The sequence below is a fragment of the Streptomyces sp. NPDC002853 genome (assembly GCF_053591915.1).
Map to the genome: position 1 here is coordinate 668,394 of NZ_JBSFUS010000001.1, position 26,375 is coordinate 694,768.

A 26,375-nucleotide genomic window follows, 5' to 3' on the forward strand; every position below is an offset into this window, starting at 1 on the left:
GCGTTTGGGTAATCGTTCTGTCACTGGCCGTGGCTTTTGGTCAGTCCTCGGGAGACGGCTCCGGATCCGTGGTGGTCGGGGTCGGCTTCTTGCGGAGGAGGAACATCGCCGCCGCGCCCAGTACCACCATCAGGACCGCTATTCCGGCGATCATCGGTGTCGCGCTTGAGCCGCCCGTTTCCGCGAGGTCGCCGCCGCCCGTGCTGGTACCTCCGGCCGACGCGGGGCTCGGGACAGACACCGGCTCCGTCTTGTTGCCGATCGCGCTGACCTCCGTACGGCAGTCGAGCACGCCCTTGAAGCGCTTCTCGTGGCCGTTCGGGCCCTTGATCGTGAAGTCGTAGGCCTGGTCCTCCTGCAGCGGGATCGTCACCGTCCGCGTGGTGCCGGCCTCGATGGTGTGCTTGAGGCCCATGAGCCGGAAGGTGAACGGCTGGTCGCCCTTGTTGCTCGCCGTGATGTCCACGCCGCTCTTGGCGCAGTTCTTCTCGGCGGACAGCGCTGGTATCGCGCCCTTCTTGGCCCAGGTCGCGCTCGCCGTCGCGGAGACCGTGGATTCGCTGGAGCCCGCGAGGATCTGCGTCTGGCTCCGGGTCTCGGACGCGAAGGCCCGGCCGACCGGGATCGTGGTCGACGCCTGCACGGCGAGTGCCGCCGAGCCGTCGGGGGCGTCCTCGGGGATGTCGAAGAACAGCTGGCCGCCGTTGGCCGCGGAGGTGACCGGCTTGCCGTTCTTGCCGACGATCTTCACCCCGCTCGTCGCCGAGTCCGTGGGCGGGGTCACGGACACGGCGTCCGCGTCCGTCCGCACGGTGACCGGACCGACCCGCTCCCCCGCGCGTCCGGAGACCGCGGGCGGGTCGAGGGTGAGCGAGGCCCTGGGCTCGGCCGCGCCGCGGGCGTTCTTGTAGAGGTAGTCCGCGAGCTTCTCGGCCTGCGGGTCGACCGCGTCCACCTCGGCGCCGTCCGAGTAGCGCCAGATCGCCACCTGGGTGCCGGCGGCCGCCTCCTGTTCGGTCAGCGCCCGTGCGCCCGCCTTGTGGGCCAACGCCGCGAGGTCGTTCACCTGCGGGTAGGAGTGCTGCAGGATCCAGCGGATCCTGCCCGCGTCCTTGTTGCTGTTCAGCGACGTGCCGCTCCAGGGGGTCTCCTGGTACTTCGCGTCCTTCTGCGTGGGGTTCTGGATGTCGACGCAGTACGTCTGGAGGGTGCCGCCGCCGTCCACGGACATCTCGAAGAGCCCGGCGGGCACCTGCTGGCTCGTCCCGTTCTCACGGATGACGGCCTGGTCGTACGTCTGCAGTCCGCCCAGCGTCGCGACGGCTCCGCCCTGGGCTTGCGGAACCTCTTCCGCTGCCGCGGGACCCGCGGCGGCTATCGCGCCCGCCGCGAGGGCTCCGGTCGCCAGCGTCACCGCGGCGAGACGCGCGGCGCCCCGTCTCCCCCGGGACGGGGCAGAGCACGCACGTCCCCCGGGCAGCGGCGAAAACGCCGGTACTGCCGAGAACGCCGAGAACGCGGAAACCACTGAACGTGCGAAAGACACAGAATTCCCCTCCGGGCGGGACCCGTTCACGTCGAGGGGGGTGGTCCCGCCAGCAGATTGAAGGGGCAGAATCACCTGCCACCTGCGTGGCATCCACTACCAACTGCCCCGTGAGCTACCTTCGGCATCCTAGGGACGCGGCACACCACGGTCCCCCGTCCTACCGTTCGATAACCGATCCGACTCGGAATCGTTATCGCCAACAACCTTTCAGAACCGGGCTTATCGACAAATCAACGGCACCCATTCCCCGATAAGCCGCACATCGGTCGCCCTCCCTCTGACGGCCCATCACCCCACCGGCTCGGGCTCGGGCATCGGCTCGGGCATCGACTCGCGCTCCGGCTCGGGTTCAGGCTCATGACCGAGCACCCGCTCGCGCGCCGCCGCCGGATCCGTCAGTGCCGCATTGGCCTTCAGCACGCGCCGGAAAGCCGCCGTCCCGCGCGAGAGATCGTGGCCGACGGTCGTCGCGTCGATGTCCGCCGAGGTCCAGTGCTGACCGCCACGCTCCTCGTCGCGCACCCTCAACTTGCCCTGCACGATGACGGGTTCGCCGATCGTCAGCGAGCCCTGCACGTTCGCTCCGAGCGACCGCCTCGCCCACACCGTGAAGAAGTTGGTGTGTCCGTCCGCCCAGACGTTCTGCACCGCGTCGTAGTACCGCGCCGTCACCGCGAGCCGGAACCGCGCCACCGGCCCGGAGGGCAGCTCCCGGAACACCGGTGTCGTCGCGACGTTCCCCACCACCGTCACCAAGGTCTCGTTCATGCCGAACCCCTCCCTCGTCCACTCCGCTTACACCGCCGCGGCGGTCGGTCCCGCGGCTTCGATCTCAGAGTGGACCGGTCGGGGCGGCCCCGCTGAGCCCTGTGGTCTACCGGGCAGTTGTGGATAACTCCCTCACCCGGACGAGGGATCAAAGGACGGAGGACGGGACGAGCCGTCCCCCGCTCAGCCCACCGACGCCCCCGTCACCCGCACGTACTGCTCCCGTACCTCCAGATACCGCAGTACCTCCGCCGCCACCGGATCCAGGACCCTCGCGCGCCCGCACCCGGCCGCCGCCTCCCGCAACCGCCGTTCCGCGTCCAGGCCGTAGCGCCGTGCGGGCCCCCGCGCCGCCATCCGGCTCGCCCACTCCACGCAGGGACCGCCCACGATGCCGACCAGCATCAGCAGTACGGGCACGCCCAGGTTCGGCACGGCGACCCCGATGATCTGCGCCACCAGCCAGATCCCGCCCACGACCTGCAACAGCGTCATCGCCGCCTGGGCGAGGACCGCGACCGGCCACCACCCCGGCCGCGGCGGCTTCCCCTCGGGCACCCCGGCCAACGCCGTCAGCTCGTCGAGGGCCTCGGGCAGCCCCTCCGCGCCGCGCACCGCGGCCTCCCGCACTGCCTGCCCCCAGGACTGCGGCAGCCCCCAGGCGGCCTCGTCGGCCACTGTGCGCACCGCGTGCTCGACGCGTTGGCGGGCCGTGGCCTCCTCGTCCGCGGGCGCCTGCGCCACGGGCCAGCCGATGCTCGGTGAGCGCTGGGCCTCGTACCAACGCCACAGCCGCAGCCACGGCGTGCCGCATGCCTTGCCTGCGTTGCGGCGCCAGGCACGTTCCGCGGCCTGGCCGGCCGCGGCCGCTCCCACCGCGTCCGCGAGCCGGTCGGTGAACTCCTCGCGCGCCTCCTCGCTGAGCCCGATCCAGTTGCGGCCCCGGCCCCCGTGCGATCCGGCCCCGGCCGCGTAAACGGGCCACAGCTGGTCGGCGGTGGCGTCCAGGTCGGCGGCGATCCGCCGGGCGGCGGCGCCTCGCTCCTTGGTGAACTGCCCGAGGGAGTCCCGGAGTTCGTCGACCCCGTCACCGGTCAGCGCGGACAGGGCGAGCACGGTGGCGCCGGGTTCGCCGTGTTCGCCGAGTGCGATGCCGTCCTCGTCGAGCAGCCTTCGCAGATCGTCGAGCACTTGGTCGGCGGCGTCGCCCGGAAGGCGGTCCACCTGGTTGAGCACGACGAACATGACCTCGGCGTGCCCGGCCATGGGCCGCAGATAGCGCTCGTGGAGCATCGCGTCGGCGTACTTCTCGGGGTCGACGACCCAGATGACCGCGTCGACGAGCGCGAGGATGCGGTCCACGTGCGCGCGGTGCTCCCCGACCGCCGAGTCGTGGTCGGGCAGGTCGATCAGGACGAGCCCCTCCAGGGTCTTCAGGTCCGGGCCCTGGAGAGGGCGTCTGCGCAGCCGCCCCGGGATGCCGAGCCGGTCGAGGAGCCCCGCCGCGCCATCCGTCCAGCTGCACCCGATGGGGGCCGCCGTGGTGGGCCTGCGGACGCCCGTGTCGGAGATCGTCACGCCGGCAAGGGCGTTGAAGAGCGTCGATTTTCCGCTCCCCGTGGCGCCCGCGATGGCCACGACGGTGTGCCGGCCGGAGAGCCTGCGCCGGGCGGCGGCCTCGTCAAGGACCCTGCCGGCCTCGGCGAGCGTGGCCCCGTCCAGCCGGGTGCGGGAGAGCCCGACGAGTTCCCGCAGGGCGTCGAGCCGGGCGCGCAGGGGCCCTTCGTAGGCGGTCGAGACATCGGACGACGTACTGGATGGCGCACCGGACGACGTATCGGACGACGCACTGGAAAGTGCGCTGGAAGGTGCACCGGATGGCGTAGTGGACGGCACACCGGAGGGCGCGCAGGAGGGTGTCGCGGCCGGGGTTCCCGCGGGAGCGTACGCGTCGTCGCTGCCCCCCGTCCCCCGGGCGGCGCCGGTTCGCGTGGCACCGCCGCGTCGCGCGATCAGCCCGTCGTCCCAGACGATTTCGGAGTCACCGCGGGCCTCCCCGGCGGCGCCTCCTGGGCTCGGCGGCTCCTTGGGGGGCTCGTCGCGCTCGTGCTCGGTGTGATCAGTGACGGCAGTCACCGCGGTCACCTCTCCTTCTGCAGTACGGACAGCGCGGCGATCAGGTCGGCCTGGGGTTCGGGGTTCACGTCGAGGCTGTCGAGGGGGGCGAGGCGACGTTCGCGCTCCGCGTCCAGGACGTTGTCCAGGTAGGTGGTGAGCAGGCGTCCGCCCCGGTCCCGCAGCCGGAGCGCTCCTTGGGCGCCGATCCGCTCGGCGAGCGTCTCGCCCGCCGAGCGTCCGCGGCCCCCGCCGAGCAGGGCCGTGGCGAGCAGGGCGGCCACCATCTCGGGGTCGGGCACGAGGTTCTTCTCGATCCGGTCGAGCCCGCGGACCTCGTCCTCCGCGTACTCCTCCAGGATGCGTCGCCAGCGCCGTACGGCCATCCCGATGCGGTGCTCGGCGCCCTCGGCGCTCTGGCCGGACCGGTCACGGTCACCGAGCCCGGGTGCCGCGGCGGCCGGCTCACGCCGCCACGCCTCGTCGATCCGCTCGTCGGCGGCGGTCACCGCGCAGAGCAGCAGCGCCTCCAGGCTCTCGGCGACCGCGTCGAGGAGTTCACCGGCGCCGCAGTCCAGCGGATAGCTGCGCCACCGCTTCAGCGCGTCGCCCGCGAGGACGGCGCCGGACTGCAGAGACTCCCGCACGCGCGCGTGCTCGTGTCCGTACGCCTCGTCGACGGCGGAGGTGAGCCGCAGCGCGGCCGCGTACTGGAGGGCTACGGCGCCCGCGAGTTCCGGGACCCGCACGTTCAGGGACTGGATGACGCCGTGTGCCGTGCGCGCGATGGCCTCCGCGCGGGCCGTGGGCTCCTGGGAGCGGTGGGTGAGCCAGGCCCGCAGCGGCGCGACGGCGGTGGCGGGGAGCAGCCCGCCACCGCCCGTGGACTCGGGCAGCTCGGGCACGGTGAAGCGCGGTACGTCGCCGAGGCCCGCCTTCAGGAGCAGCGCCCCGTACTGCCGCGACACCTCGGCCACCAGCTGGTGCGGCACCCGGTCGAGGACGGTGACGAGGGTCGCGTCGTGCTCTTTCGCGGTACGCAGCAGATGCCAGGGCACGGCGTCCGCGTACCGGGACGCGGTGGTCACCATGACCCAGACGTCGGCCGCGGAGATGAGCTCGGCGGCGAGGATCCGGTTGTCGGAGATGAGCGAGTCGACGTCGGGGGCGTCCAGGAGGGCGAGCCCCTTGGGCAGGGTTTCCGCGGTCTCGATGCGCAGCGCGCGTTCGCCGTCGGGCGCGAGCGGCAGCAGGTCGTCGCTGTCGTCGTCGTCCTCGTCCCGCCCGGCCGAAGGCTCCGGACGCGGCACCCACACGCGCGTGAGGTCGGGCAGTACGCGCATGCCGGCGAACCAGTGATGATCCTCCGGATGGCATACGAGGACCGGTGTGCGGGTCGTCGGCCGCAGTACCCCCGCCTCGCTGACCTGCCGCCCGACGAGGGAGTTCAGCAAGGTCGACTTGCCCGCCCCGGTGGAACCCCCGATCACGGCGAGCAGCGGGGCTTCGGGGGCCCGCAGGCGGGGCACCAAGTAGTCGTCGAGCTGGGCAAGGAGCTCGTCCCGGTTGGCACGCGCGCGTGGCGCCCCCGGCAAGGGGAGCGGAAAGCGTGCGGCGGCGACACGCTCGCGCAGGGCGGAGAGTGCCTCGAGCAGTTGAGGCCGTACGTCCAAGGTCACCACATGCGAAGAATGCCCAATTTTGGTGGCTTTCTGAAGCATATGGGCACCCCTGCGCGCCGATCGGACACATGGGATGGAAGGGGCGACTGGGGCACAGGCATAACGAGTGCACAACACCCGGGGCGCGAGACGCCAAAAGCGATGCGAGATTCGCACCTGCCTGCGATTATCAGGACCGCTTCACTGAACCTCCACATAGTGCCGCGGAGGCGAAGCACCAGGGACAAGGACCCGGGAGCCCTATCCTTGTCCCCGGCAAGGTCACGGCTCGACCCACCCGGGCTCCAGGCCACCGGCCACCATCCGGCCCCCGTAGCTCAGTGGATAGAGCAGGCGCCTTCTAAGCGCTTGGCCGCAGGTTCGAGTCCTGCCGGGGGCGCTTCTTACGATCCCTGTTCGGCCCTCCCTTCGGGAGGGCCTTTTTGTTGGACGGGGCGATGTGGCGAGCCCCTGGTCAGGTGGCCGCCGGTAGCCGCAGCTCGCCGTAGGCCCCCTTCGGGACCGTGGGCCTCTTCGGGGGCACGGCCCGCACGCGCGCGTAGGGCGTGCCCGGTGGCGGGCGGGTGTCCGGGGTGTCCTTGTTGGGCCAGTGCGCCATGGCTCGCTCCGCCTGTGCCGTGATCGTGAGCGATGGGTTCACGCCGAGGTTCGCGGAGATCGCCGAGCCGTCCACCACGGAGATGCCCGGGTGGCCGTACAAGCGGTGGTAGGGGTCGATCACTCCCTCTTCCGGCGATGCGCCGATCGGGCAGCCGCCCAGGAAATGCGCCGTGAGCGGCTTGTTGAGGAGCTCGCCCAGGTTCGTCCCGGCGAAGCCGTTGATGCGCTCGGCCACCAGGCCGGCCGCCTCCCAGCCCTCCGCGATGTGCACGGGGTTGGGCGCGCCGTGCCCCTGCTCGGCCGTCAGGAGGCGGCGGCGCCCCAGGCGCGTGGTGAGGGAGTTGTCGTGGGTCTGCATGACGAGGCCGATGATCGTGCGCTCCGACCAGCGGTGCGTCGACGCGACGCGCGCCACCAGGACGGGGTGGGTGAGGAAGGCGAGCACGGCGGCCAGCAGCTTGGGGAGGTTTCTGCTGTACTGCGGGACGCAGATCAGCGCCATCAGGTTGGAGCCTTTGCCGTAGCGGACGTTCTCGATGTGGGTGGTGGGGTTCGGGTGGATCGATGAGGTGATGGCGACGCCTCGCGTGAAGTCCAGGGGGCGGCCGGCGCCGTGTTTCTTGCGGTAGCGGCGCGGGAAGGTCACCGCGCCCACCAAGGCCTCGGAGTTGGTGCGGGTGAGTCTGCCGAGTTGGTCGGAGAGGCGCGGCAGCAGCCCCTCGTCCTTCATGCGGTGCAGGAGGGTCTGGGTGCCGTACGTGCCCGCCGCCAGGACGACGTGGCGTGCGCGCAGGACCACCCCCCTCTCCCTGCGGCCCCCGCGCGTCGCCCTGCGGCGCCTGTTCGTGGGGACCGTCACCACCTCGTGGCCCCCTGGAACCTCCCGCACCGAGACCACCGTCGTCATCGCGCGGATCTCCGCGCCGGCCCGCTCGGCGAGGTACAGGTAGTTCTCTGTGAGTGTGTTCTTGGCGCCGACCTTGCAGCCCGTCATGCACGATCCGCACTCGGTGCAGGCAGCCCGTGCGGGACCGGCCCCGCCGAAGTACGGATCGGGAACTTCCGCGCCTACCCCGGCCGTTGCAGGAGTGGAGCCGGTGGCGCCGCCGGTACCGCCACTGACCCCAGCAGCCGCGCCGCCACCCGCGTCCGCCCCGTCGCCGAAGAAGACCCCCACAGGCGTCAGCCGGAAGGTGTCCGCCACGCCCATCCGGTCCGCCGCGGCCCGCAGGTGTTCGTCCGCCTCGGTCATGGTCGGGTTCTGGCGTACGCCGAGCATGCGCCGGGCCTGGTCGTAGTACGGGGCGAGTTCCGCCTGCCAGTCGGTGATGCCCGCCCACTGCTTGTCCTGGAAGAAGGCGGGCGGCGGTACGTAGAGGGTGTTCGCGTAGTTCAGCGAGCCGCCGCCCACCCCGGCGCCCGCGAGGACCATGACGTTGCGCAGGAGGTGGATGCGCTGGAGGCCGTAGAGACCGAGGGCCGGGGCCCACAGGTAGTTCCGCAGGTCCCAGGAGTGCCGGGGCAGCGAATCGCGGGTGAAGCGGCGCCCCGCCTCCAGGACGCCGACCCGGTAGCCCTTCTCGGTCAGGCGCAGCGCCGCCACCGAACCGCCGAAGCCCGAACCGACCACCAGTACGTCGAAGTCGAAGGCCCCGTCAGGCTCGCCGCTCACTGTGCGGACTCGCCGTACAGCGCCTCGATCTCGTCCTCGTACGCCGCCGTCACCGCATGCCGTTTGATCTTCAGCGATGGCGTCAGCAATCCGTTGTCCTCGGTGAACTCGCCCTCCACCAGGGAGAATTTCCGGATGGACTCCGCTCGTGAGACCGCCTCGTTGGCGTAGTCGACAGCCTTCTGGATCTCCGCGATCATCTTCGGGTCCCGGCACAGTTCGGCGAGCGGGGTGTCCTTCGGGCGTTTGCGCACGGCCAGCCAGTGCTCGACGGCCTCCGGGTCGAGGGTGATGAGCGCCGCCACGTACGAACGGTTGTCGCCTACGACGATGCACTGCCCGACCGGCGCCCTGCCGCGCAGCCGGTCCTCCAGGATCGCCGGAGAGACGTTCTTGCCCCCGGACGTGACGATGATGTCCTTCTTGCGCCCGGTGATCGTGAGATAGCCGTCGCCGTCGAGCGCCCCCAGATCACCGGTGGCGAACCACTCGTCCCGCAGCACGGCGTCCGTCGCGGCCGGATTGTTCCAGTACGAGCCGAAGACGATGCCGCCCTTGATGAGCACCTCGCCGTCGTCCGCGATGCGCACGGCGGTTCCGGGCACCGGAAGGCCCACCGTGCCGGGGCGGGGCTTGAGCGGCGGCGTGATGGTCGCGGCGGCCGTGGTCTCCGTCAGGCCGTACCCCTCGTAGATGATGATCCCGGCGGCGTAGAAGAAGAGGTTGAGGCGCCGGTCCAGGGGCGAGCCGCCGCTGATCGCGTAGCGCAGCCTGCCGCCGACCTCCTTGCGGATGCGGCGGTAGACGAGCAGTTCGTAGAGCGCCCAGCCGAGGTGGAGGCCGACGGAGGGGCCGGGGCTCCGCTTGTCGAGGAACTTGTTCAGATACGCCTCCCCGAACCGCACCGCGATCCCCTCTGCCCGGTCGAAGGACGCGCCGCGCCCGATCTTCTCGGCGGTCGCGCGCCCCGTGTCGTGGATCTTCTCGAAGAGGTACGGGACGCCGACGACGAACGTCGGCCTGAACGAGCGCAGTTCCGGGCGCAGTTCGTCCGGCTTGATGCTGGGGCAGTGGCCGAGTTCGATGCGGGCGAGCATGCAGGCGATCTGGATGGTTCGGCCCAGGATGTGGGCGAGCGGCAGGAAGAGGAGCGTGGAGGCGACCTGTCCCGTGATCTCCTTGAAGATGGGATGCAGCAGGTCGACGGTGTTCGCGGCCTCGGCGTGCAGGTTGGCGTGGGTCAGGACGCAGCCCTTGGGTTTGCCGGTCGTGCCCGACGTGTAGCAGATGGTGGCGATCGAGTCCGGGGTGAGCGCGGACCTGCGCTTGGTCACCTCCTCGTCGGACAACTCGGCTCCGAGGTCAGCCAGTTCGCGCAGGGCACCGTCGTCGAGGCAGAAAATGCGCGGTGGCTCGGCGAGGCCCCCGACGGCCGCCTCGGCCGTCGTGACGTTCTCCGCCGTCTCCGCGATCAGCAGCGTCGCGCCGGAGTCCCGCACGATCCACTCGACCTGTTCCGCCGCCGATGTGGCGTACACGGGCACGGTCTGCCCGCCCGCCGCCCAGATCGCGAAGTCCAGTACGGCCCACTCGTACCGCGTACGGGACATCAGCGCGACCCGGCCGCCCGGCTGGAGCCCGGCCGCGATCAACCCCTTCGCCGCGACGGTGACTTCGTGCGCGAAGGCCGCCGCGGTGACCGGACGCCACCGGTCGCCCTGCTTGCGGCGCAGGACGACCGCGCCGGGCGCCTCGGCGGCGTTGGTGAAGGGGATGTCGGCGGTGCTGCCCGCGGTGGGTTTCGCCGCGAGCCGGGCGGTGCGCGCCTCGCGCACCGTGCCGTGCTCGTCCCGGACGATCGCCACCGTGGCGCGCTCCGCGAGGCCGCGGTGGCGTTGCGCCCGTTTCAGATCCTTGCGTACGCCCATGACGGCTCCCGGCTCCCGGCTACCAACTGACGTGCCTGCTACCTGCTGACGTGCCCATCAACTGCCGTGCAGAGGTGATGCGGTGCGTACTTACTGGGAGGTCAACTTACTCAAGCGTAGGGAAAGTTCAATGGGGCGGGCAGCGGAGAAATCACCGGGTGGCCCTCACTCCGGTGACAAACCGGCGGCCCTCGCCCCGATGACAGACGGGTGGCCCTCACTCCGCCGGCAACAGGTTTCAGTCCGGCGAGGGGGCCGAGCGGGATTCTGCCGCGCTCCCCTCCCCCGGCACCCACACCTCCCCCTCGAGGACCCGGCCCATCCCCACCCACACCATGTTCATCAGCCGCAGGGTGACCCCCTCCGGCGACTGGTTCGGGTGGCCGCCCATCCAGTCGGTGAGCGAGTCCGCCGCGCCGACCAGGGCGTGCGCGACGAAGTCGGCGTCTTCGTCGTCCAGTTGGGACCCGCCGGGGTTCTGCGCGATGCCGTCCCAGACCAGGCCCGCGACCTCCGCCATCACCGCACGCCGCGCGTCGGCGACGGCGGACGCGATGGTCTCGCTCAGTTCCGACGCCTGGCGGTGCAGCACGACCCAGCTGTCGCGGTGCTCGGCGACGAAGGCGAAGAACGCCGAAAGCCCCGCGTGCAGGCGCAGTTCGGGCGCTCCGCCGCCGGCTCGCGCCGCCCCCTGGAACGCGGCCACCAGGCGGTCGGCCTCGCGCCGCAGACAGGCGAGGAAAAGTCCCTCCTTGGAGTCGAGATAGAGATAAACCATCGGCTTGGAGATCCCGGCCAGTTCGGCGATCTCGTCCACGGACGCGGCGTGATAGCCGCGCTTGGCGAAGACCGTCACCGCCACATCGATGATCTGCTGCTCGCGCTCCTGGCGCGGAACGCGCTTCCGTCGTCCCTCAGTTCTCCCGTTGACCGTCACCCTTGCAGCCTCCCAGACTCGGGACTACCTTACCCCTTAGTAAGTTTACTCTTGAGTAAGGAGATTGCCATGGCGGACGGCATCGGCGGCCCCGAGGGTCTGGCCGGACTGGACTTCGCGAGCGTCACCCCCGAGGAGTTCGCGAAGATCGTGAAGGGGCTCTCCGGCAAGGAGATCACCGCGATCGCCCAGGACGCCGAGCTGCGCGCCCGCGTCCTGCAGGAGGTCTTCGGGCGGATGGGCCGGCAGTTCAAACCGGAGGCCGCGGGCAGCGTCGAGGCGCTGATCCGCTGGAAGATCACCGGGGTCGACGAGGCGGTCTACGAGACGGAGATCTCGGCGGGCACCTGCACCGTCCGCGAGGGCCGCTCGGAGACCGAGCCGCGCGTCACGCTCGTCATGCCCGACGCCGAGTTCCTCAAGCTGGTCTCCGGCAACTCGAGCCCCGTGACGATGTTCATGATGCGCAAGCTCAAGATCGTGGGCGACGTGGCGTTCGCCGCCGGACTGACCCGCTACTTCGACATCCCGAAGGCCTGACCCCACCAGCCTGAACCGACTTCCGGAAGGGAACACACGATGGCCTTCTCGCTCGAACTGACCGAGGAACAACGGGACCTGCGCGGCTGGGTGCACGGCTTCGCCGCCGACGTGGTGCGGCCGGCGGCCGCCGAGTGGGACGAGCGCGAGGAGACGCCCTGGCCCGTCATCCAGGAGGCCGCCAAGATCGGCCTGTACGGATTCGAGTCCCTGGCCGACCTGTTCGGCGATCCCAGCGGACTCTCGCTGCAGATCGCCAACGAGGAGCTGTTCTGGGGCGACGCGGGCATCGGGATGGCCCTGTTCGGCACGTCGCTCGCGGTGGCCGGGATCTTCTCCGCGGGCACGCCCGACCAGCTCGCCGAGTGGGTGCCGCAGTGCTTCGGCGACGAGGACGACCCCAAGGTCGCGGCGTTCTGCGTCTCCGAGCCCGACGCGGGCTCCGACGTCTCGGCGATGCGGACGCGCGCGACGTACGACGAGGCACGCGACGAGTGGACCCTGTCGGGCCAGAAGGCGTGGATCACCAACGGCGGCATCGCGAACGTCCATGTGGTGGTCGCCTCCGTCGATCCCTCGCTGGGCTCGCGGGGTCAGGCGGCCTTCATCGTGCCGCCCGGCACAGGTGGCCTCGAAGGCGCCAAGAAGATCAAGAAGTTGGGACTGCGGGCCTCGCACACCGCGGACGTCTTCCTGGACGACGTACGCGTGCCAGGGCACTGTCTGCTCGGCGGCAAGGAGCGTCTGGACGCCCGGCTCGCGCGGGCCCGGGAGGGGACCGGGGCCGGTTCCGGGGGGCGCGGGCAGGCCGCCATGGCGACCTTCGAGGTCAGCCGCCCGACGGTGGGGGCGCAAGCGCTTGGCATCGCGCGGGCCGCCTACGAGTACGCCCTCGACTACGCGGGCTCCCGGGTCGCCTTCGGCCGCCCCATCATCGAGAACCAGTCCATCGCCTTCGCGCTCGCCGACCTGCGGACCGAGATCGAGGCTGTGCGGCTGCTGATCTGGCAGGCGTCGTGGATGGCCCGCAACGACAAGGCGTTCGACGCGGGGCAGGGCTCGATGTCCAAGCTGCGCGCCGGGGAGCTCGCCGTGGCGGCCACGGAGAAGGCGGTGCAGGTGCTGGGCGGCGCGGGCTACAGCAGGGAGCATCCGGTCGAGCGGATGTACCGGGACGCGAAGATCTACACGATCTTCGAGGGGACGAGCGAGATCCAGCGCCTGGTGATCGCCCGGGCGATCTCGGGGCGGCAGATCCGCTAGGCCGAGGGACCGACCCGCGATCGGCGACAAACCCGCCTAAAGCCCCCACCGGACCGCGCCGATGAAAAGATCATGACGTCGACGCAACTCTCCTTCCGTGAGCCCGACGCCGTCCTCGGGCTGATCAACAGCCGAAGCGACGCCGGGCGCAGGCTCCGGCACGGCGTCCTCTGTCTGCTGCCTGCCTGCGTCATCGCGTTCGCCGGGTTCCAGCGGCGCTGGATGTCCGACGACGGGCACATCTACGTCCGTACGGTCCGGCAGATCCTGGCCGGCAACGGCCCCGTCTTCAACGCGGGCGAACGCGCCGAGTCCTCCACCGGCACCCTGTGGCAGTGGCTGCTCGTGCTCGCGGGGCTGCCGGGTCTCGACATCGCGCGGGCCGCGATGTACGGCGGGCTGCTGCTGACCGCCGCCGGGTTCGCGCTCGCCTCGCTCGGGGCGCTGCGCCTGTACGCGGACAGGGCGGTCCTGCCGCTCGGCTGCCTCGTCCTGCTCGCGCTGCCGCCCGTCTGGGACTTCGCCACCTCGGGCCTGGAGACCGGGCTCGCCACCTGCTGGATCGCGGGCGCCTGGTTGCTCCTGGTGACCCGGGCTGATGCGCTCACCTCGTGCGTGGTCCTGGGTCTGGGCCCGCTCGTGCGGCCCGACCTGGCGCTCGTGTCCGCCGTCTTCCTCGGTGCGCAGTGGCTGATGGCACGGCCCTCGCGGCGGGCCGCCTTCGGCGGCCTGGGAGCGGCCCTCGCGCTGCCGGTCGCGTACGAGATCTTCCGGATCGGGTACTACGGGCAGCTGATGCCGCTGCCCGGCGTGACCAAGGAGGCCTCGCAGAGCCTGTGGGGGCGCGGGTTCGACTACCTCGCGGACTTCTCCGGGCCCTATCTCCTCTGGGTGCCCGCGCTGTTCCTGCTCGCCGCCCTGCTGCCCGCGACGGCCGTCCGGCGGGACGTCGCTTCCCTCGTCCCCGCGCTCGCGCCCGTCGTCGCGGGGCTCCTCTGCTGGGTCTACGTCATCAAGGTGGGCGGCGACTTCATGCACGGCCGGATGTTCCTGCCGGGGCTGCTCCTCATGCTCCTGCCGGTCTTCCTGGTGCCCTGCACGCGCGCGTGGACCATCGCGGTGGCGGGCGTCGGGATCTGGGCCGTGGCCTGCGCGAGCTGGCTGCGGATTCCGTACGAGGGGCGGATCGGGCCCGGCGGCGTCGCGGACGAGCGCGGTGTGTACGTCCAGCAGAACGCGGCGGCCCACCCACTCCACCACGACTTCGCGGGCTACCCGAGCAACGTCGCGTACGCCCGTCTCGTGCGCGAGGCCGATCGTGCGGGCACGCCGAGCCTGTTCCTCGCCAGGACCCCCGCCACCGCCAACTCCCCCACGGTCACCGGCGTCTACAGCACCCTCGGCTTCAGCGGCACCGTGGTGCCCCTGGACGGCGCCGCCCTCGACCCGATCGGGCTCGCCTATCCGCTGGCCGCGCACTCCGAGCGCATCGACGGCCGGGTGGGCCACGACAAGCGGCTGCCGGACACCTGGATCTTCGCCGACCGTGGCCGTGGCCCCCTCCCCGAAGGCCTCGACCCGGCGGGTGTCGCCGCCGCCCGGCGTGCGCTCGGCTGCGGTCCGCTGGCCGAGCTGCGGGCGGCGACGCGGGACCCGATGACGCCCGGCAGGTTCCTGCGCAATGTCACCGGCGCCTGGGAGCGCACCTCGTTCCGCTTCCCCAACGACCCGGTGCGGGCCGAGCGTCAGCTCTGCGGTCGGCGCTAGCCGGTGATCTCGCCCTCGTCCTCTCCCCCGCCTCCGCCGTACCCGGAATCGCCGGTGAGGCGGTCCGCCTGGCGGACGGCGGTCGCGAGGTCGCGCAGGGGCTTGTCGCCGTCCGAGTCCGACGACAGCTCGTCGGCGCTCTTCGCCAGTTCCGCGAAAGTGGGCGCGCCGGGCAGCGGCCGCCAGGAGGGCTCGGGGGTGTCGGCCGTCGTGCCGGTGCCGGTGCCGTTGCGCAGCGCGTCCGCGAAGTACGCGGCGACCGCCGCGGTGCGCAGGCCGCGGTCGGCGTCCGGCAGGCCGCCCTCCAGGTCCCCGGACTCGATCTCGTTCGACTCCTCGTGCGGGACACGGCTGTCGGGGTCGAGCCAGCGGACGCTGGCCGTCGCCACGTGCCCGGTCCCGCCCGGCCTCATCCGTACGGCATACAGCGCGGTCACGGTGTGTCCCGGACCGACCTCGCCGCCGTCCACGCTGTCGTCGCGGAAGTCTTCGTCGGCGACCGCGCGGTTGTCGTAGCCGATGAGCCGGAACTGCTTGACGGTCCGCGGGTCGAAGGCGACCTGCGCCTTCGCGTCGCGGGCCCGCAGCTCGATGTTGGCGGGGAGCTGCTCGCAGAAGACCTTGCGGGCCTCCTCGCTGTCGGACACGTAGGTGGTGTGGCCGTCGCCCTTGTCGGCGAGGCGTTCCATCAGGGCGTCGCCGTAGTCGCTGCCGACGCCGACCCCGAAGAGGGTGATGCCGTGTTCGCGGCGGGCGTCGGAGATGCGCTCCAGGATGCCGTCGGCGCTGGTCTCACCGGTGTTGGCTAGGGCGTCGGAGAGGAGCACGACGCGGTTGGTCGCGCCGTCGCGCTTTCCGCCCACCGCGGTGTCGTAGCCCGTGCGGACGCCCGCCTCCAGGTTGGTGGACTGGGTGGGCTCCATGGCGCTGATGGCCGAGTGCACCTTGCCGCGGTGGTCGCCGAGGCGGGTCATGGGCAGTACGGTCTCGGCGCTGTCGCTGAAGGTGACGAGCGCGATGGAGTCGTCGCCGCGCAGCTCGTCGGTCATGATCGCGAGCGACTCCTTGACCAGGTCGAGCCGGCCGGGCTCCGCCATCGAGCCGGAGACGTCGATCACGAAGGTGAGGGCGGCGGGCGGGCGTTCGCCGTCCGATGTGTCGCCGCGGGTGGCCAGGCCCACCCGCATCAGGGACCAGTCGTCGTCATCGGTGCGGGCGCCGTCCACGTTCACCGAGAATCCGTCGCCGTCAGGGCGCGGATAGTCCTGCCGGAAGCTGTTGACGAACTCCTCGGGGCGCACGGTCGCCGGATCGGGGAGGCGGCCCTCGGCGAGGGTGCGGCGGGCGAAGCCGTAGGAGGCGGTGTCCACGTCCAGTGCGAAGGTGGAGAGGTAGTCCGGGCGCGGGCTGAAGCCGCGTTCCTTGCCCTCCTGTTCTTCACCGGGGGTGGGGGCGTCGCCGGTGCCGGGCGATGCGGGGCCCGGCGCGGGCTGCGGGCCGGTACCGGTCAGGTCCCTCTTGCCGCGGTCGGCCCGGCCCGTGTTCTCGTCACCGGACGTGCACCCGGTGAGCAACAGCCCGCCCGCCACGGCCGCGGCGAGCAGCCCCCGCCGTACTTTCCAGGTCCGCATCCCGGCCCCCTCGCGTCGTCGGTTCACATGACTGTGACGCGGGGGGCACCACGAACGCTCGCTCGAAACCGTTGCAGAAGAGTCTCGATGCGGGAACAGCGCGAGTTACGAGGGTCGGGCGCGCGGGGCCCCTACGACACCACGTCCTTCCGCGCGAACCCCCGGAACGCCAGCGCGAACAGCACCAGTGCGTACGTCACCGAGACGGCGGAGCCCTGGATCATTCCGCCCCACTCCATTCTCGGCTGGATGGCGTCCGCCCACGCGAACTGCCAGTGCGCGGGCAGGAAGTCACGCCAGCTGCCCAGAGCCGTCACCGCGTCCAGGACGTTGCCGACGATGGTCAGGCCGACCGCGCCGCCCACCGCTCCCAGGGGCGCGTCGGTCTTCGTGGAGAGCCAGAACGCGAGGGCAGCCGTGACCAGTTGGGAGACGAAGATGTACGCCACGACGATCACCAGGCGCTGCGCCGCCGTCCCCGCGGGCAGTGCCCCGCCGGTCGGGATCTGCAGCGGGCCCCAGCCGTACGCCACGGTCCCGACCGCGAGGGCGATCAGCGGGAGCAGCACCATGGCCGCCGCGCTGAGCCCGAGCGCCACGGCCAGCTTCGACCACAGGAGGCGGGCTCTGGGCACCGGGGCGGCGAGCAGATAGCGCAGGGACGACCAGCTCGCCTCCGAGGCGACCGTGTCCCCGCAGAACAGCGCGACGGGGATGACCAGGAGGAAACCGGCGGAGACGAACAGACACGTCGCCGCGAAGTTCCCGCCGGAGGCCGTGGCCGTGTCCATCAGCGTCACCCGGCCGCTCCGGGACTCCGGCGAACCGGCGACGGCGAACGCCAGGACGAGGACGAAGGGCAGCAGGCCCATCACCCCGGCCATGACCAGGGTCCTGCGCCGCTTCAGCTGGCGGACCGCCTCGACCCGCAGCGGCAGCGTACGGCCGGGGCGGTATCCGGGGGCCGTGGCGCGTTCCGTGCCCGGCCCCGTGGCTGTGACGCTCATGCGGTGCCTCCGTCGATCAGGGTCAGGAACGCGTCTTCGAGGCGGCGGTGCGGGCCCATGGACTCCACCGGCAGCTCCAGGCGCACCAGTTCGGGCAGCAGCCGTGCGGCGCTGCCTGCCTCCGTGCCGTCCAGGCGGACCAGGAGGCCGCCGTCCGCGCGGGCCGCCGACGCGACGCCGGGCAGTGCGGCCACCTTGTCGACCATCGGGTCGGAGACGTCCTCCGCGAGGCCCACCAGGAGCGTGTCCCCGGAGCCGACGATCTCGGCGACCGGGCCGGCCTGGATCAGCCGGCCGCGGTCCATGACCACCAGGTGGGTGCAGGACTGCTCGACCTCGGCGAGGAGATGGCTGGAGACGATGACCGTGCGGCCGCCCTGCGCGTACCGGATCATCACCTCGCGCATCTCGCGGATCTGTGGCGGGTCGAGGCCGTTGGTCGGTTCGTCGAGGATCAGCAGGTCCGGCATGCCGAGCATCGCCTGGGCGATCGCGAGCCGTTGGCGCATGCCCTGCGAGTACGTGCGCACCGCGCGGGCCAGCGCGTCGCCGAGCCCCGCGATCTCCAACGCCTCGTCCATGCGGGCGTCTTCGGCGGGGCGTCCGGTGGCCTTCCAGTACAGCTCCAGGTTCTCGCGGCCGGAGAGGTGCGGGAGGAAGCCCGCGCCCTCGACGAACGCGCCGACCCTGGAGAGGACCGGGGCGCCGGGCCGGATCGCCTGGCCGAAGACGCGGATCTCGCCCGCGTCGGGCCGGATCAGGCCCATGAGCATGCGCAGGGTCGTCGTCTTGCCCGCGCCGTTCGGGCCGAGGAGGCCGAGCACCTGGCCCTTCTCGACGCCGAAGGACAGGTCACGGACCGCGTAACGGTCGGTCGACTTGGCGTACCGCTTGCTCAGGTCCGTGATCCGCAGCGGCACTTCCGCGAGCTCCGGGTCGGGCGCGGGCGCCGAGGTCCGGCGCCGGGCGGTGACCAGGAGCAGCACGGCGATCACCGCTCCGGCCGCGGGGAGCCACCACACCCAGGCGGGCAGCGGGGCTGCCGCGGTCTTCACGCCGGGCGCCGTCGGGACCGACAGGTCGCCCTTCACGGACACCGCGTACGTGGCGGGCTTGGCCGGGGAGGCATAGCCCAGGTCCGTCGAGGCGAGGACGAGGCGAAGCCGGTGGCCCTTCTGCACGTCGTGGTCGACGGCGGGCAGGGTGAGGGTGACGTCCTTGCCCGCCTGCGCGCCCTCCACCCGGATCGGCGAGACCAGCTGCGAGGGCAGCACCTTCTGGCCGCCACCGGGCCCGACGTCATACACCTTGCCGAAGAGCACGGCGTCCTCGCTGTCGGACCTGACGTGCACCCGCACCTTCGGTGACCCGGTGATCCGCAGGTCGTCCCCCAGCGGCGCGGACTGGAACGCGGCGTGCTGGCGCGGGAAGTCGAGGGAGACGCCGACGCCGAGCGAGGAGAGCTGGTTGAGTCCGCCGCCGCCCGCGCCGGGAAGCGCGGAGATGGCGGGCGGCGCGGCGCCCGCGGGGTTCTCGACGCGCTGCGGGTCGCGCCCGCTGAGCGCGATCTTCCGCTGCCCGCTCTCCAGGCCGGGGTAACGGTCGCCGCTCGCGCCCCGCAGCTGCGCGGCGCCGTCGGTGGAGTCGACGCCTCCGGTGCGGGTGACCCGGAACGCGGGGCCGGTGTCCGCGCCCTCGTCGTCCTTCAGATACCGGTCGAACCACGAGCCGATGCGGGACTCCACCCGGCCGGTCTCACGGTCGCCGCCGTCATGGCCGCCCGAGATCCAGTCGACGGACACGGGCGCGTGGTTGCCGCGGATCGCCTTGGAGATGGCGTCGGCCTGGCCGAGCGGGAAGAGGGAGTCGGACTGTCCCTGGAAGAGCAGGGTGGGCGCGTCGATGCGGTCGCCGACGGCTTCGGGGCTGCGGGCGGCGAGGAGCTTGTGTGCGGCGGCGTCCGGCTTGCCGGCCTCGGCGACGCGGTTGTACATCTCACACAGCTGCTTCTCGAAGCGCTCGCAGCCGCCGCCGGTGTTGATGAAGAGGCCGGCCCAGAGCTTCTTGAAGACGCCGTTCGGGAAGAGCGCGTCGCCGAGGTTCCAGTACGTGATCTGGGGGGCGATGGCGTCCACCCGATCGTCGTACCCGGCGGCCAGGAGGGAGACCGCGCCGCCGTACGAGGCACCGGTCATGCCGACGCGGGGGTCGCCCTTCTTGTCCAGCTGCACCTCGGGGCGCTTCGCCAGCCAGTCGATCAGCCGGCGGGCGTCGGCGACCTCGCCCTTCGGGTCGTTCAGGCCGATCTTGCCGGTGGACTTGCCGAAGCCGCGGGCCGACCAGGTCAGGACCGCGTACCCCTTCTCGGCCAGGTCCTCGGCCTGGGCGCGCAGGTCGTTCTTGCTGCCGCCGAAGCCGTGGCCGATGAGGACGGCGGGGCGCTTCGTGTCCGGGTCCCCCGCGGTGAAGTACGAGGTGTCGATCTTCGCGCCGCCCGTTTTGTCCACACCGGGCATCTCCATGAGGCGGTCCTCGCGGTGCACGGCGGGCCCGTCGTCCGAGGCCGCCGCCGTCCACGTGCCGGCCCCCGCCAGGATGGCGAGGGCGGCCGCGGCGGCGAGCAGTCTGCGCCTGGGCAGTCGTAGATCCATGCGTCAACCGTACGGGCGAGGTCCGACAACCGAGGCAGCCGGTGGTCTGAACCCGGGTGCATACCTGGGGAGTACGGGGGAAGCCGCGCGTACGACGGTTGCGGTACGCGGGAAACCGAAGCGCCGCGGGGCCGGAAATCCGGACCCCGCGGCGCCATCGGACTCAGTGGTTGCGCGGGAAGCCCAGGTCCACGCCAGCGGGGGCGTCCGACGGGTCCGGCCAGCGGGTGGTGACAACCTTGCCCCGGGTGTAGAAGTGCGTCCCGTCATTTCCGTAGATGTGGTGGTCCCCGAACAGGGAGTCCTTCCAGCCGCCGAAGGAGTGGTAGCCGACCGGCACCGGGATCGGGACGTTCACGCCGACCATCCCCGCCTCGATCTCCAGCTGGAAGCGCCGCGCGGCGCCGCCGTCACGCGTGAAGATCGCGGTGCCGTTGCCGAAGGGCGAGGCGTTCATCAGCGCCACACCCTCGTCGTACGTGTCGACGCGCAGGACGCACAGGACGGGGCCGAAGATCTCGTCCTTGTACGCGGCGGCCGTCACCGGCACGCGGTCCAGGAGCGAGAGGCCGATCCAGTGGCCGTCCTTGAAGCCCTCGACCGTGTGGCCCGTGCCGTCGAGGACGACCTCGCAGCCCTCGGCAGCGGCCCCGGTGACGTACGAGGCGACCTTGTCGCGGTGGGCCGCGGTGATCAGCGGGCCCATCTCCGACGCCGGGTCGTTGCCGGGACCGATCTTGATCTTCTCGGCCCGCTCCTTGATCTTGGCGACCAGTTCGTCGCCGACCGAGCCGACCGCGACGACGGCCGAGATGGCCATGCAGCGCTCGCCCGCCGAGCCGTAAGCCGCCGAGACGGCGGCGTCGGCCGCCGCGTCGAGGTCCGCGTCCGGCAGGACCAGCATGTGGTTCTTCGCGCCGCCGAGCGCCTGGACGCGCTTACCGTTGGCGGTCGCGGTGGTGTGGATGTAGCGGGCGATCGGGGTGGAGCCGACGAAGGAGACGGCCGCCACGTCCGGGTGCTCCAGGAGGCGGTCGACGGCCACCTTGTCGCCGTGCACGACGTTGAAGACACCGTCCGGGAGACCGGCCTCGCTCAGCAGCTCCGCGATCTTCAGCGCGGCCGACGGGTCCTTCTCCGACGGCTTCAGGACGAAGGTGTTGCCACACGCGATGGCCAGCGGGAACATCCACATCGGCACCATGGCCGGGAAGTTGAACGGCGTGATGCCCGCGACGACACCGAGCGGCTGGCGGATGGACGCGACGTCCACGCGCGAGGCCACCTCCGTCGACAGCTCGCCCTTGAGCTGGACCGTGATCCCGCAGGCGAGGTCCACGATCTCCAGGCCGCGGGCGACCTCGCCGAGCGCGTCCGAGTGCACCTTGCCGTGCTCGGCGGTGATCAGCTCGGCGATCGCGTCACGGTTGGCGTCGAGCAGCGCGCGGAAGGCGAAGAGCACCGAGGTGCGCTTGGCGAGCGACGACTTGCCCCACGTGGCGTACGCCTCGCGCGCGGAGGCGACGGCGGCGTCCACCTCGTCCACGTTCGCGAAGGCGACCTGCGTGGTGACGGCGCCGGTCGCGGGGTCGGTGACCGGACCATACGTACCCGACGCACCCTCGACGGTCTTCCCGCCGATCCAGTGATTGACGGTCTTCGTCATGACAAGCATCCCTACTCTCACAGGTGGCGGCGTCGGGCTGAGACGTGCCGGTCGTACTCTTTCCTGGCCTTGACCGCCGACGGTCGGTCCGCGATCTCGGCCACGGGCACATCCCACCACGCCTGCGCCGGGGGCGGGGGCGACACTGTGTCTGCCGTTTCCGTCTCCACGTAGACACATGTGGGACCGTCGGCCGCCCGCGCCTGCGCAAGGGCATCCCGCAGGTCAGCCACTGTTTTGGCGCGAATCACCCGCATCCCGAGCGAGGCCGCGTTGGCCGCGAGATCCACCGGCAGCGGTGCCCCGGTGTACGTCCCGTCCGGCGCCCGGAAGCGGTAGGCGGTGCCGAACCGCTCGCCGCCCACGGACTCGGAGAGCCCGCCGATGGACGCGTACCCGTGGTTCTGCAGGATCACGATGTTGACCGGAATGTTCTCCTGGACGGCGGTCACGATTTCGGTGGGCACCATCAGATACGTCCCGTCGCCCACCAGGGCCCAGACCGGCCGGTCCGGCGCCGCGAGCGCGACACCGATCGAGGCGGGGATCTCGTAGCCCATGCAGGAGTAGCCGTACTCGACGTGGTACTGCCGGGGAGAGCGCGTCCTCCACAGCTTGTGGAGATCGCCGGGGAGTGATCCCGCCGCGTTGATGAGCACGTCGTCGTCCGTGACCAACTCGTCCAGCAATCCGAGGACTTGGACCTGTGTGGGCCGTACGTCGGGTTCGTCGGCCGCGTACGCCGCGTCGACGCGATGCTCCCAGCGCGCCTTGTCCTCGGTGTACTCGGTGACGTACGCGGGCGGCACGTGCCACCCCTCCAGGGCTCCGGTCAGGGCCTCCAGGCCGGCGCGGGCGTCCGCGATCAGAGGGGCGCCCGCCATCTTGTGGCCGTCGAACGCGGCGACGTTGAGGTTCACGAAGCGGACGTCCGGCGTCTCGAAGAGCGTGCCGGACGCGGTGGTGAAGTCGCTGTAGCGGGTGCCGACGCCGATCACCAGGTCGGCGGCGCGGGCGAGTTCGTCGGCCGTGGCGGTGCCCGTGTGCCCGATGCCGCCGACGTCCGCGGGGTGGTCGAAGCGCAGGGAACCCTTCCCGGCCTGGGTGGAGGCGACGGGGATGCCGGTCGCGTCCGCGAGGCCCCGCAGCGCCTCCTCGGCCGCGCTGTGGTGGACGCCGCCGCCCGCGACGATCAGCGGGCGCCGCGCCGCGCGCACGGCCCGTACGGCGGCGTCCAGTTCGCGCGGATCGGGCGCCTGACGGCGTACGCCCCACACCCTCTCCGCGAAGAACTCCTCCGGCCAGTCGTACGCCTCCGCCTGGACGTCCTGCGGAAGCGCGAGGGTGACCGCGCCGGTGTCCACCGGGTCGGTCAGGACGCGCATCGCGGCGAGAGCGGCCGGGATCAGGGCCTCGGGGCGCGTCACGCGGTCGAAGTACTTCGACACCGGGCGCAGGCAGTCGTTCACCGACACGTCGCCCGCGTACGGGACTTCGAGCTGCTGGAGCACGGGGTCGGCGGGGCGGGTCGCGAAGATGTCGCCCGGCAGGAGGAGCACGGGCAGGTGGTTGATGGTCGCGAGCGCGGCGCCGGTGACCAGGTTGGTCGCACCGGGCCCGATGGAGGTGGTGACGGCGTGCGTGGACAGGCGGCCCGACTGGCGGGCGTACCCGACGGCGGCGTGCACCATGGCCTGTTCGTTGCGCCCCTGGTGGAACGGCATCTCGTCGCCGTACTCGACGAGGGCCTGGCCGATGCCCGCCACATTGCCGTGCCCGAAGATGCCCCAGGTGGCGCCGATGAGCCGCTGCCGCTCGCCGTCGCGCTCGGTGAACTGCCGGGACAGGAAGCGGACGAGGGCCTGCGCGGTGGTCAGCCTGATCGGGGTCATCGCTTTCCCTCCACTGTCATCGGTATCCCTCCGTGTGGTCGGGGTGGAAGCAGATCCGCCACTCCCGCTCGTCGCCGGGACCGGCCATCACGTTCAGGTAGTACATGCGGTGTCCGGGCTGGGCGATGGACGGGCCGTGCCAGCCGTCGGGGACGAGGACCGCGTCGCCCGTGCGGACCTCGGCCAGGACGTCGGTGCCGCCGGGCCGGGACGGGAACACGCGCTGGTAGCCGACGCCTTCCTGTCCGCTCGGCCCGGCCTCGATCTCGAAGTAGTAGATCTCTTCGAGCTCGGCCTCCACCCCAGGGCGGTGCTCGTCGTGCTTGTGCGGCGGGTACGAGGACCAGTTGCCGCCGGGGGTGATCACCTCGACGGCGATGAGGCGGTCGCAGTCGAAGGCGTCGGCGGACGCGAAGTTGCGGACCTCGCGGGCGCAGGTGCCGCTGCCGCGGTGTTCGACGGAAACCTCCGGCGCGGAGCCGTAGCGGGCGGGGAGTCGACGCTCGCACTTCGCTCCTGCCAGGGCGAAGCGGCCTCCCGCGCCGGAGGCGATCTGGATGTAAGCGTCACGAGGCACGTAGGCGAAGTCGCTCACTCCGCTGAACACACTCTGACGGCCCAGCAGTTCAATGATCTCGCCTTCTGCGTGCACCGTACAGCCGCCGGTCAGCGGGAGCACGATCCATTCACTCTCCCCGGTCGCGAAGGAGTGCGTGCTGCCGGGTTCGATGTCGACCACGCGCAGCGCGGAACAGACCAGACCGGACCGCTTCGGGTCGAGTTCGAGGGCGTACGGCCCTTCGGCCGCGCTGCCCTTCGGTACGTACGTCATATGGCCCTCCTACAGCAGTCCGACAGCGGTGTCGACGGCGCCCGCCACGTCGCCGTCCGCCGGGTACAGCAGCGTGCGCCCCGCGACGAGGCCGTGCACGGTCGGCAGTTGGAGCGCCCCGCGCCACTTCTCGTACGCGGCGTCGCTGTCGTCACCGAGGTCACCTCCCAGGAGGACGGCGGGCAGGGTCGAGGTCTCCATGACGCGCGCCATGTCGTCCGGATTCTCGGTCACCGGGACCTTCAGCCAGGTGTACGCCGACGTCCCGGCGAGCCCCGATGCGATGGCGATGGACGTCGTGACGGCCTCGGCGCTCAGGTCGTTGCGCGGCGGCCCGCCCTCGGGGGCGCGGCGGCAGAGGAACGGCTCGACGAAGACGGGCAGCCTGCGCGCGGCCATGGCGTCGACGGCGCGGGCGCTGGAGTGCAGTGTGTCGAGCGAGCCGGAGTCGTCGTAGTCGACCCGCAGCAGCAGCTTCCCGGCGTCGAAGCCGAGCCGGTCGATGTCCTCGGCCCGGTACCCCGTGAACCGGTCGTCCAGCTCGAAGGAGGCCCCCGCCAGCCCGCCCCGGTTCATCGACCCCATGACGACCTTGCCGTCGAGGGCGCCGAGCAGCAGGAGGTCCTCGATGATGTCGGCGGTGGCGAGCACTCCGTCCACGCGGGGCCGGGAGAGCGCCAGGCAGAGCCGTTCGAGGAGGTCTCCGCGGTGGGCCATGGCCAGCTTGTCGCCGCCGACGGAGAGGGCGCCACGGGCGGGGTGGTCGGCGGCGATGATCATCAGCCGCCCGCTGTCGCCGAGCAGCGGACGCCGGACGCGCCGGGCGGCTGCCTCGGCGATGGCTTCGGGGTGGGAGGCCCTGACGCGGATGAGTTCGGCGAGGTCAATCATGCGTAACGGCTCCTGCCGCCAGCGCCGCCTCGACCTCGTCCGGGAACGGCATCGCGGAGGAGCACTCCAGGCGGGAGGCGACGATCGCCCCCGCCGCGTTCGCGTACCGCATGATCCGCTCCAACTCCCAGCCCGCGAGCAGCCCGTGGCACAGCGCCCCACCGAAGGCGTCACCGGCGCCGAGGCCGTTGAGCACCGTCACGGGCAGTGGCGGCACCTCGGCGCGCTCGCCCGCGCGGTTCATCGCGAGGACCCCCTTGGGGCCCTGCTTGACGACGGCCAGTTCGACGCCGGAGTCCAGCAGCGCGCGGGCGGCGGCGTCCGGTTCCCGCATGCCCGTGGCGATCTCGACCTCGTCGAGGTTGCCGACCGCGACGGTGGCCTGCGCGAGGGCCTGGGCGTAGAAGTTCCGCGCCTCGTCGGCCCGTTCCCAGAACATCGGCCGCCAGTCGAGGTCGAAGACGGTGAGCCCCGCCTTCGCCCGGTGGCGCAGCGCGGCCAGCGTCGTCGACCTGCTGGGCTCCGCGCAGAGCCCCGTACCCGTCATCCAGAACACCCGGGCGGACGCGATCGCGTCCAGGTCGAGTTCCTTCTCGTACATCTCCAGGTCGGGCGCCTTGGGCTGCCGGTAGAAGTAGAGCGGGAAGTCGTCCGGCGGGAAGATCTCGCAGAAGGTCACCGGGGTCGGCAGGCCGGCGACCGCGCTCACCCACCGGTCGTCGACGCCGAACTCCCGCAGCTCCCGGTGCAGATAGTCCCCGAAGGGGTCGGCCCCGGTACGGGTGACGAGCGCGACGCGGCGGCCGAGCCGGGAGGCGGCGACGGCGACGTTCGACGCGGAGCCGCCCAGGAACTTGCCGAACGTGCTGACGTCGGCGAGCGCCACCCCGTCCTGCAGGGGGTACAGATCCACCCCGATCCGGCCCATCGTGATCACGTCGTACGGATCGCTGACGCCATACGGATCGGTCACCCTGCACTCCC

Annotated in this window: 18 protein-coding genes and 1 tRNA gene; 4 read left to right on the forward strand and 15 right to left on the reverse strand. The window is 71.6% G+C overall.

Going from position 1 to position 26,375, the window contains the following annotated elements; all coding sequences use genetic code 11:
- Positions 1-40: 40 nt before the first annotated feature.
- From ACWD02_RS02960 to ACWD02_RS02975, 4 genes are all read right to left on the reverse strand, one after another.
- A complete protein-coding gene (locus tag ACWD02_RS02960) occupies positions 41-1,408 on the reverse strand; it encodes a Cys-Gln thioester bond-forming surface protein (protein WP_451204373.1) in 1,368 nt (455 codons plus the stop codon).
- A 429-nt stretch (positions 1,409-1,837) separates the two neighbouring features.
- A complete protein-coding gene (locus ACWD02_RS02965; RefSeq protein WP_451203784.1) occupies positions 1,838-2,317 on the reverse strand; it encodes a single-stranded DNA-binding protein in 480 nt (159 codons plus the stop codon).
- A 183-nt stretch (positions 2,318-2,500) separates the two neighbouring features.
- Positions 2,501-4,453 carry a GTPase gene (locus ACWD02_RS02970; protein ID WP_451203786.1) on the reverse strand — a complete coding sequence of 651 codons (1,953 nt, stop codon included), beginning with the start codon at positions 4,451-4,453 and terminating at the stop codon, positions 2,501-2,503.
- Positions 4,454-4,458: 5 nt separating this feature from the next.
- A complete protein-coding gene (locus ACWD02_RS02975) occupies positions 4,459-6,114 on the reverse strand; it encodes a dynamin family protein (protein ID WP_451203788.1) in 1,656 nt (551 codons plus the stop codon).
- Positions 6,115-6,420: 306 nt separating this feature from the next.
- Here ACWD02_RS02975 and ACWD02_RS02980 point away from each other — a divergent pair.
- A tRNA-Arg gene (locus ACWD02_RS02980) sits at positions 6,421-6,493 on the forward strand.
- Between the two features lie 75 nt (positions 6,494-6,568).
- On the opposite strand, the gene ACWD02_RS02985 is transcribed toward ACWD02_RS02980, so the two are convergent.
- The 3 genes from ACWD02_RS02985 to ACWD02_RS02995 form a co-directional block, all read right to left on the reverse strand.
- Positions 6,569-8,386: a GMC oxidoreductase gene (locus ACWD02_RS02985; protein ID WP_451203790.1), complete on the reverse strand. Its 1,818-nt coding sequence runs from the start codon at positions 8,384-8,386 to the stop codon at positions 6,569-6,571.
- The gene (locus ACWD02_RS02990) at positions 8,383-10,314 is read right to left on the reverse strand and encodes an AMP-dependent synthetase/ligase (protein WP_451203792.1); all 1,932 of its coding nucleotides are present in this window, start codon (positions 10,312-10,314) and stop codon (positions 8,383-8,385) included. Before ACWD02_RS02990 ends, ACWD02_RS02985 begins: the two co-directional genes overlap by 4 nt.
- A 238-nt stretch (positions 10,315-10,552) precedes the next feature.
- Entirely contained in the window at positions 10,553-11,251 is a 699-nt protein-coding gene (locus ACWD02_RS02995) for a TetR/AcrR family transcriptional regulator (RefSeq protein ID WP_451203794.1), read from the reverse strand.
- A gap of 69 nt (positions 11,252-11,320) precedes the next feature.
- Between ACWD02_RS02995 and ACWD02_RS03000 the strand changes: the two genes are divergently transcribed.
- From ACWD02_RS03000 to ACWD02_RS03010, 3 genes are all read left to right on the forward strand, one after another.
- On the forward strand, positions 11,321-11,791 hold the full coding sequence (locus ACWD02_RS03000; RefSeq protein ID WP_451203796.1) for an SCP2 sterol-binding domain-containing protein: 471 nt from the start codon (positions 11,321-11,323) through the stop codon (positions 11,789-11,791).
- 39 nt (positions 11,792-11,830) lie between these two features.
- A complete protein-coding gene (locus tag ACWD02_RS03005; RefSeq protein WP_451203798.1) occupies positions 11,831-13,054 on the forward strand; it encodes an acyl-CoA dehydrogenase family protein in 1,224 nt (407 codons plus the stop codon).
- Positions 13,055-13,126: 72 nt separating this feature from the next.
- A complete protein-coding gene (locus ACWD02_RS03010; RefSeq protein WP_451203800.1) occupies positions 13,127-14,821 on the forward strand; it encodes a hypothetical protein in 1,695 nt (564 codons plus the stop codon).
- On the opposite strand, the gene ACWD02_RS03015 is transcribed toward ACWD02_RS03010, so the two are convergent.
- From ACWD02_RS03015 to iolC, 8 genes are all read right to left on the reverse strand, one after another.
- A complete protein-coding gene (locus tag ACWD02_RS03015) occupies positions 14,818-16,452 on the reverse strand; it encodes a YfbK domain-containing protein (RefSeq protein ID WP_451203802.1) in 1,635 nt (544 codons plus the stop codon). The genes ACWD02_RS03010 and ACWD02_RS03015 overlap by 4 nt on opposite strands.
- Before the next feature lie 131 nt (positions 16,453-16,583).
- Complete coding sequence (locus tag ACWD02_RS03020; RefSeq protein WP_451203804.1) at positions 16,584-17,459, reverse strand: ABC transporter permease; 876 nt, start codon at positions 17,457-17,459, stop codon at positions 16,584-16,586.
- A complete protein-coding gene (locus ACWD02_RS03025) occupies positions 17,456-20,110 on the reverse strand; it encodes an alpha/beta fold hydrolase (protein ID WP_451203806.1) in 2,655 nt (884 codons plus the stop codon). The genes ACWD02_RS03020 and ACWD02_RS03025 overlap by 4 nt, the downstream gene beginning before the upstream one ends.
- Positions 20,111-20,273: 163 nt before the next feature.
- A complete protein-coding gene (gene mmsA, locus ACWD02_RS03030) occupies positions 20,274-21,776 on the reverse strand; it encodes a CoA-acylating methylmalonate-semialdehyde dehydrogenase (protein WP_451203808.1) in 1,503 nt (500 codons plus the stop codon).
- 17 nt (positions 21,777-21,793) lie between these two features.
- On the reverse strand, positions 21,794-23,668 hold the full coding sequence (iolD, locus tag ACWD02_RS03035; protein WP_451203810.1) for a 3D-(3,5/4)-trihydroxycyclohexane-1,2-dione acylhydrolase (decyclizing): 1,875 nt from the start codon (positions 23,666-23,668) through the stop codon (positions 21,794-21,796).
- A gap of 16 nt (positions 23,669-23,684) precedes the next feature.
- Positions 23,685-24,500 (reverse strand): 5-deoxy-glucuronate isomerase, encoded by an 816-nt coding sequence (gene iolB / locus ACWD02_RS03040; protein WP_451203812.1) that lies wholly within the window; start codon positions 24,498-24,500, stop codon positions 23,685-23,687.
- A 9-nt stretch (positions 24,501-24,509) separates the two neighbouring features.
- Positions 24,510-25,391 carry a Cgl0159 family (beta/alpha)8-fold protein gene (locus tag ACWD02_RS03045; protein WP_451203814.1) on the reverse strand — a complete coding sequence of 294 codons (882 nt, stop codon included), beginning with the start codon at positions 25,389-25,391 and terminating at the stop codon, positions 24,510-24,512.
- On the reverse strand, positions 25,384-26,364 hold the full coding sequence (gene iolC / locus ACWD02_RS03050; RefSeq protein WP_451203816.1) for a 5-dehydro-2-deoxygluconokinase: 981 nt from the start codon (positions 26,362-26,364) through the stop codon (positions 25,384-25,386). The genes ACWD02_RS03045 and iolC overlap by 8 nt, the downstream gene beginning before the upstream one ends.
- Positions 26,365-26,375 lie beyond the last annotated feature (11 nt).

Coding starts and splice junctions, on each gene's coding strand:
- ACWD02_RS02965 (WP_451203784.1), bottom strand. CDS start 2,317: ATGAACGAGACCTTGGTGACGGTGGTGGGGAACGTCGCGACGACACCG.
- ACWD02_RS02990 (WP_451203792.1), bottom strand. CDS start 10,314: ATGGGCGTACGCAAGGATCTGAAACGGGCGCAACGCCACCGCGGCCTC.
- ACWD02_RS03000 (WP_451203796.1), top strand. CDS start 11,321: ATGGCGGACGGCATCGGCGGCCCCGAGGGTCTGGCCGGACTGGACTTC.
- ACWD02_RS03005 (WP_451203798.1), top strand. CDS start 11,831: ATGGCCTTCTCGCTCGAACTGACCGAGGAACAACGGGACCTGCGCGGC.
- ACWD02_RS03010 (WP_451203800.1), top strand. CDS start 13,127: ATGACGTCGACGCAACTCTCCTTCCGTGAGCCCGACGCCGTCCTCGGG.
- ACWD02_RS03015 (WP_451203802.1), bottom strand. CDS start 16,452: ATGCGGACCTGGAAAGTACGGCGGGGGCTGCTCGCCGCGGCCGTGGCG.
- ACWD02_RS03020 (WP_451203804.1), bottom strand. CDS start 17,459: ATGAGCGTCACAGCCACGGGGCCGGGCACGGAACGCGCCACGGCCCCC.
- ACWD02_RS03025 (WP_451203806.1), bottom strand. CDS start 20,110: ATGGATCTACGACTGCCCAGGCGCAGACTGCTCGCCGCCGCGGCCGCC.
- mmsA (WP_451203808.1), bottom strand. CDS start 21,776: ATGACGAAGACCGTCAATCACTGGATCGGCGGGAAGACCGTCGAGGGT.
- iolD (WP_451203810.1), bottom strand. CDS start 23,668: ATGACCCCGATCAGGCTGACCACCGCGCAGGCCCTCGTCCGCTTCCTG.
- iolB (WP_451203812.1), bottom strand. CDS start 24,500: ATGACGTACGTACCGAAGGGCAGCGCGGCCGAAGGGCCGTACGCCCTC.
- ACWD02_RS03045 (WP_451203814.1), bottom strand. CDS start 25,391: ATGATTGACCTCGCCGAACTCATCCGCGTCAGGGCCTCCCACCCCGAA.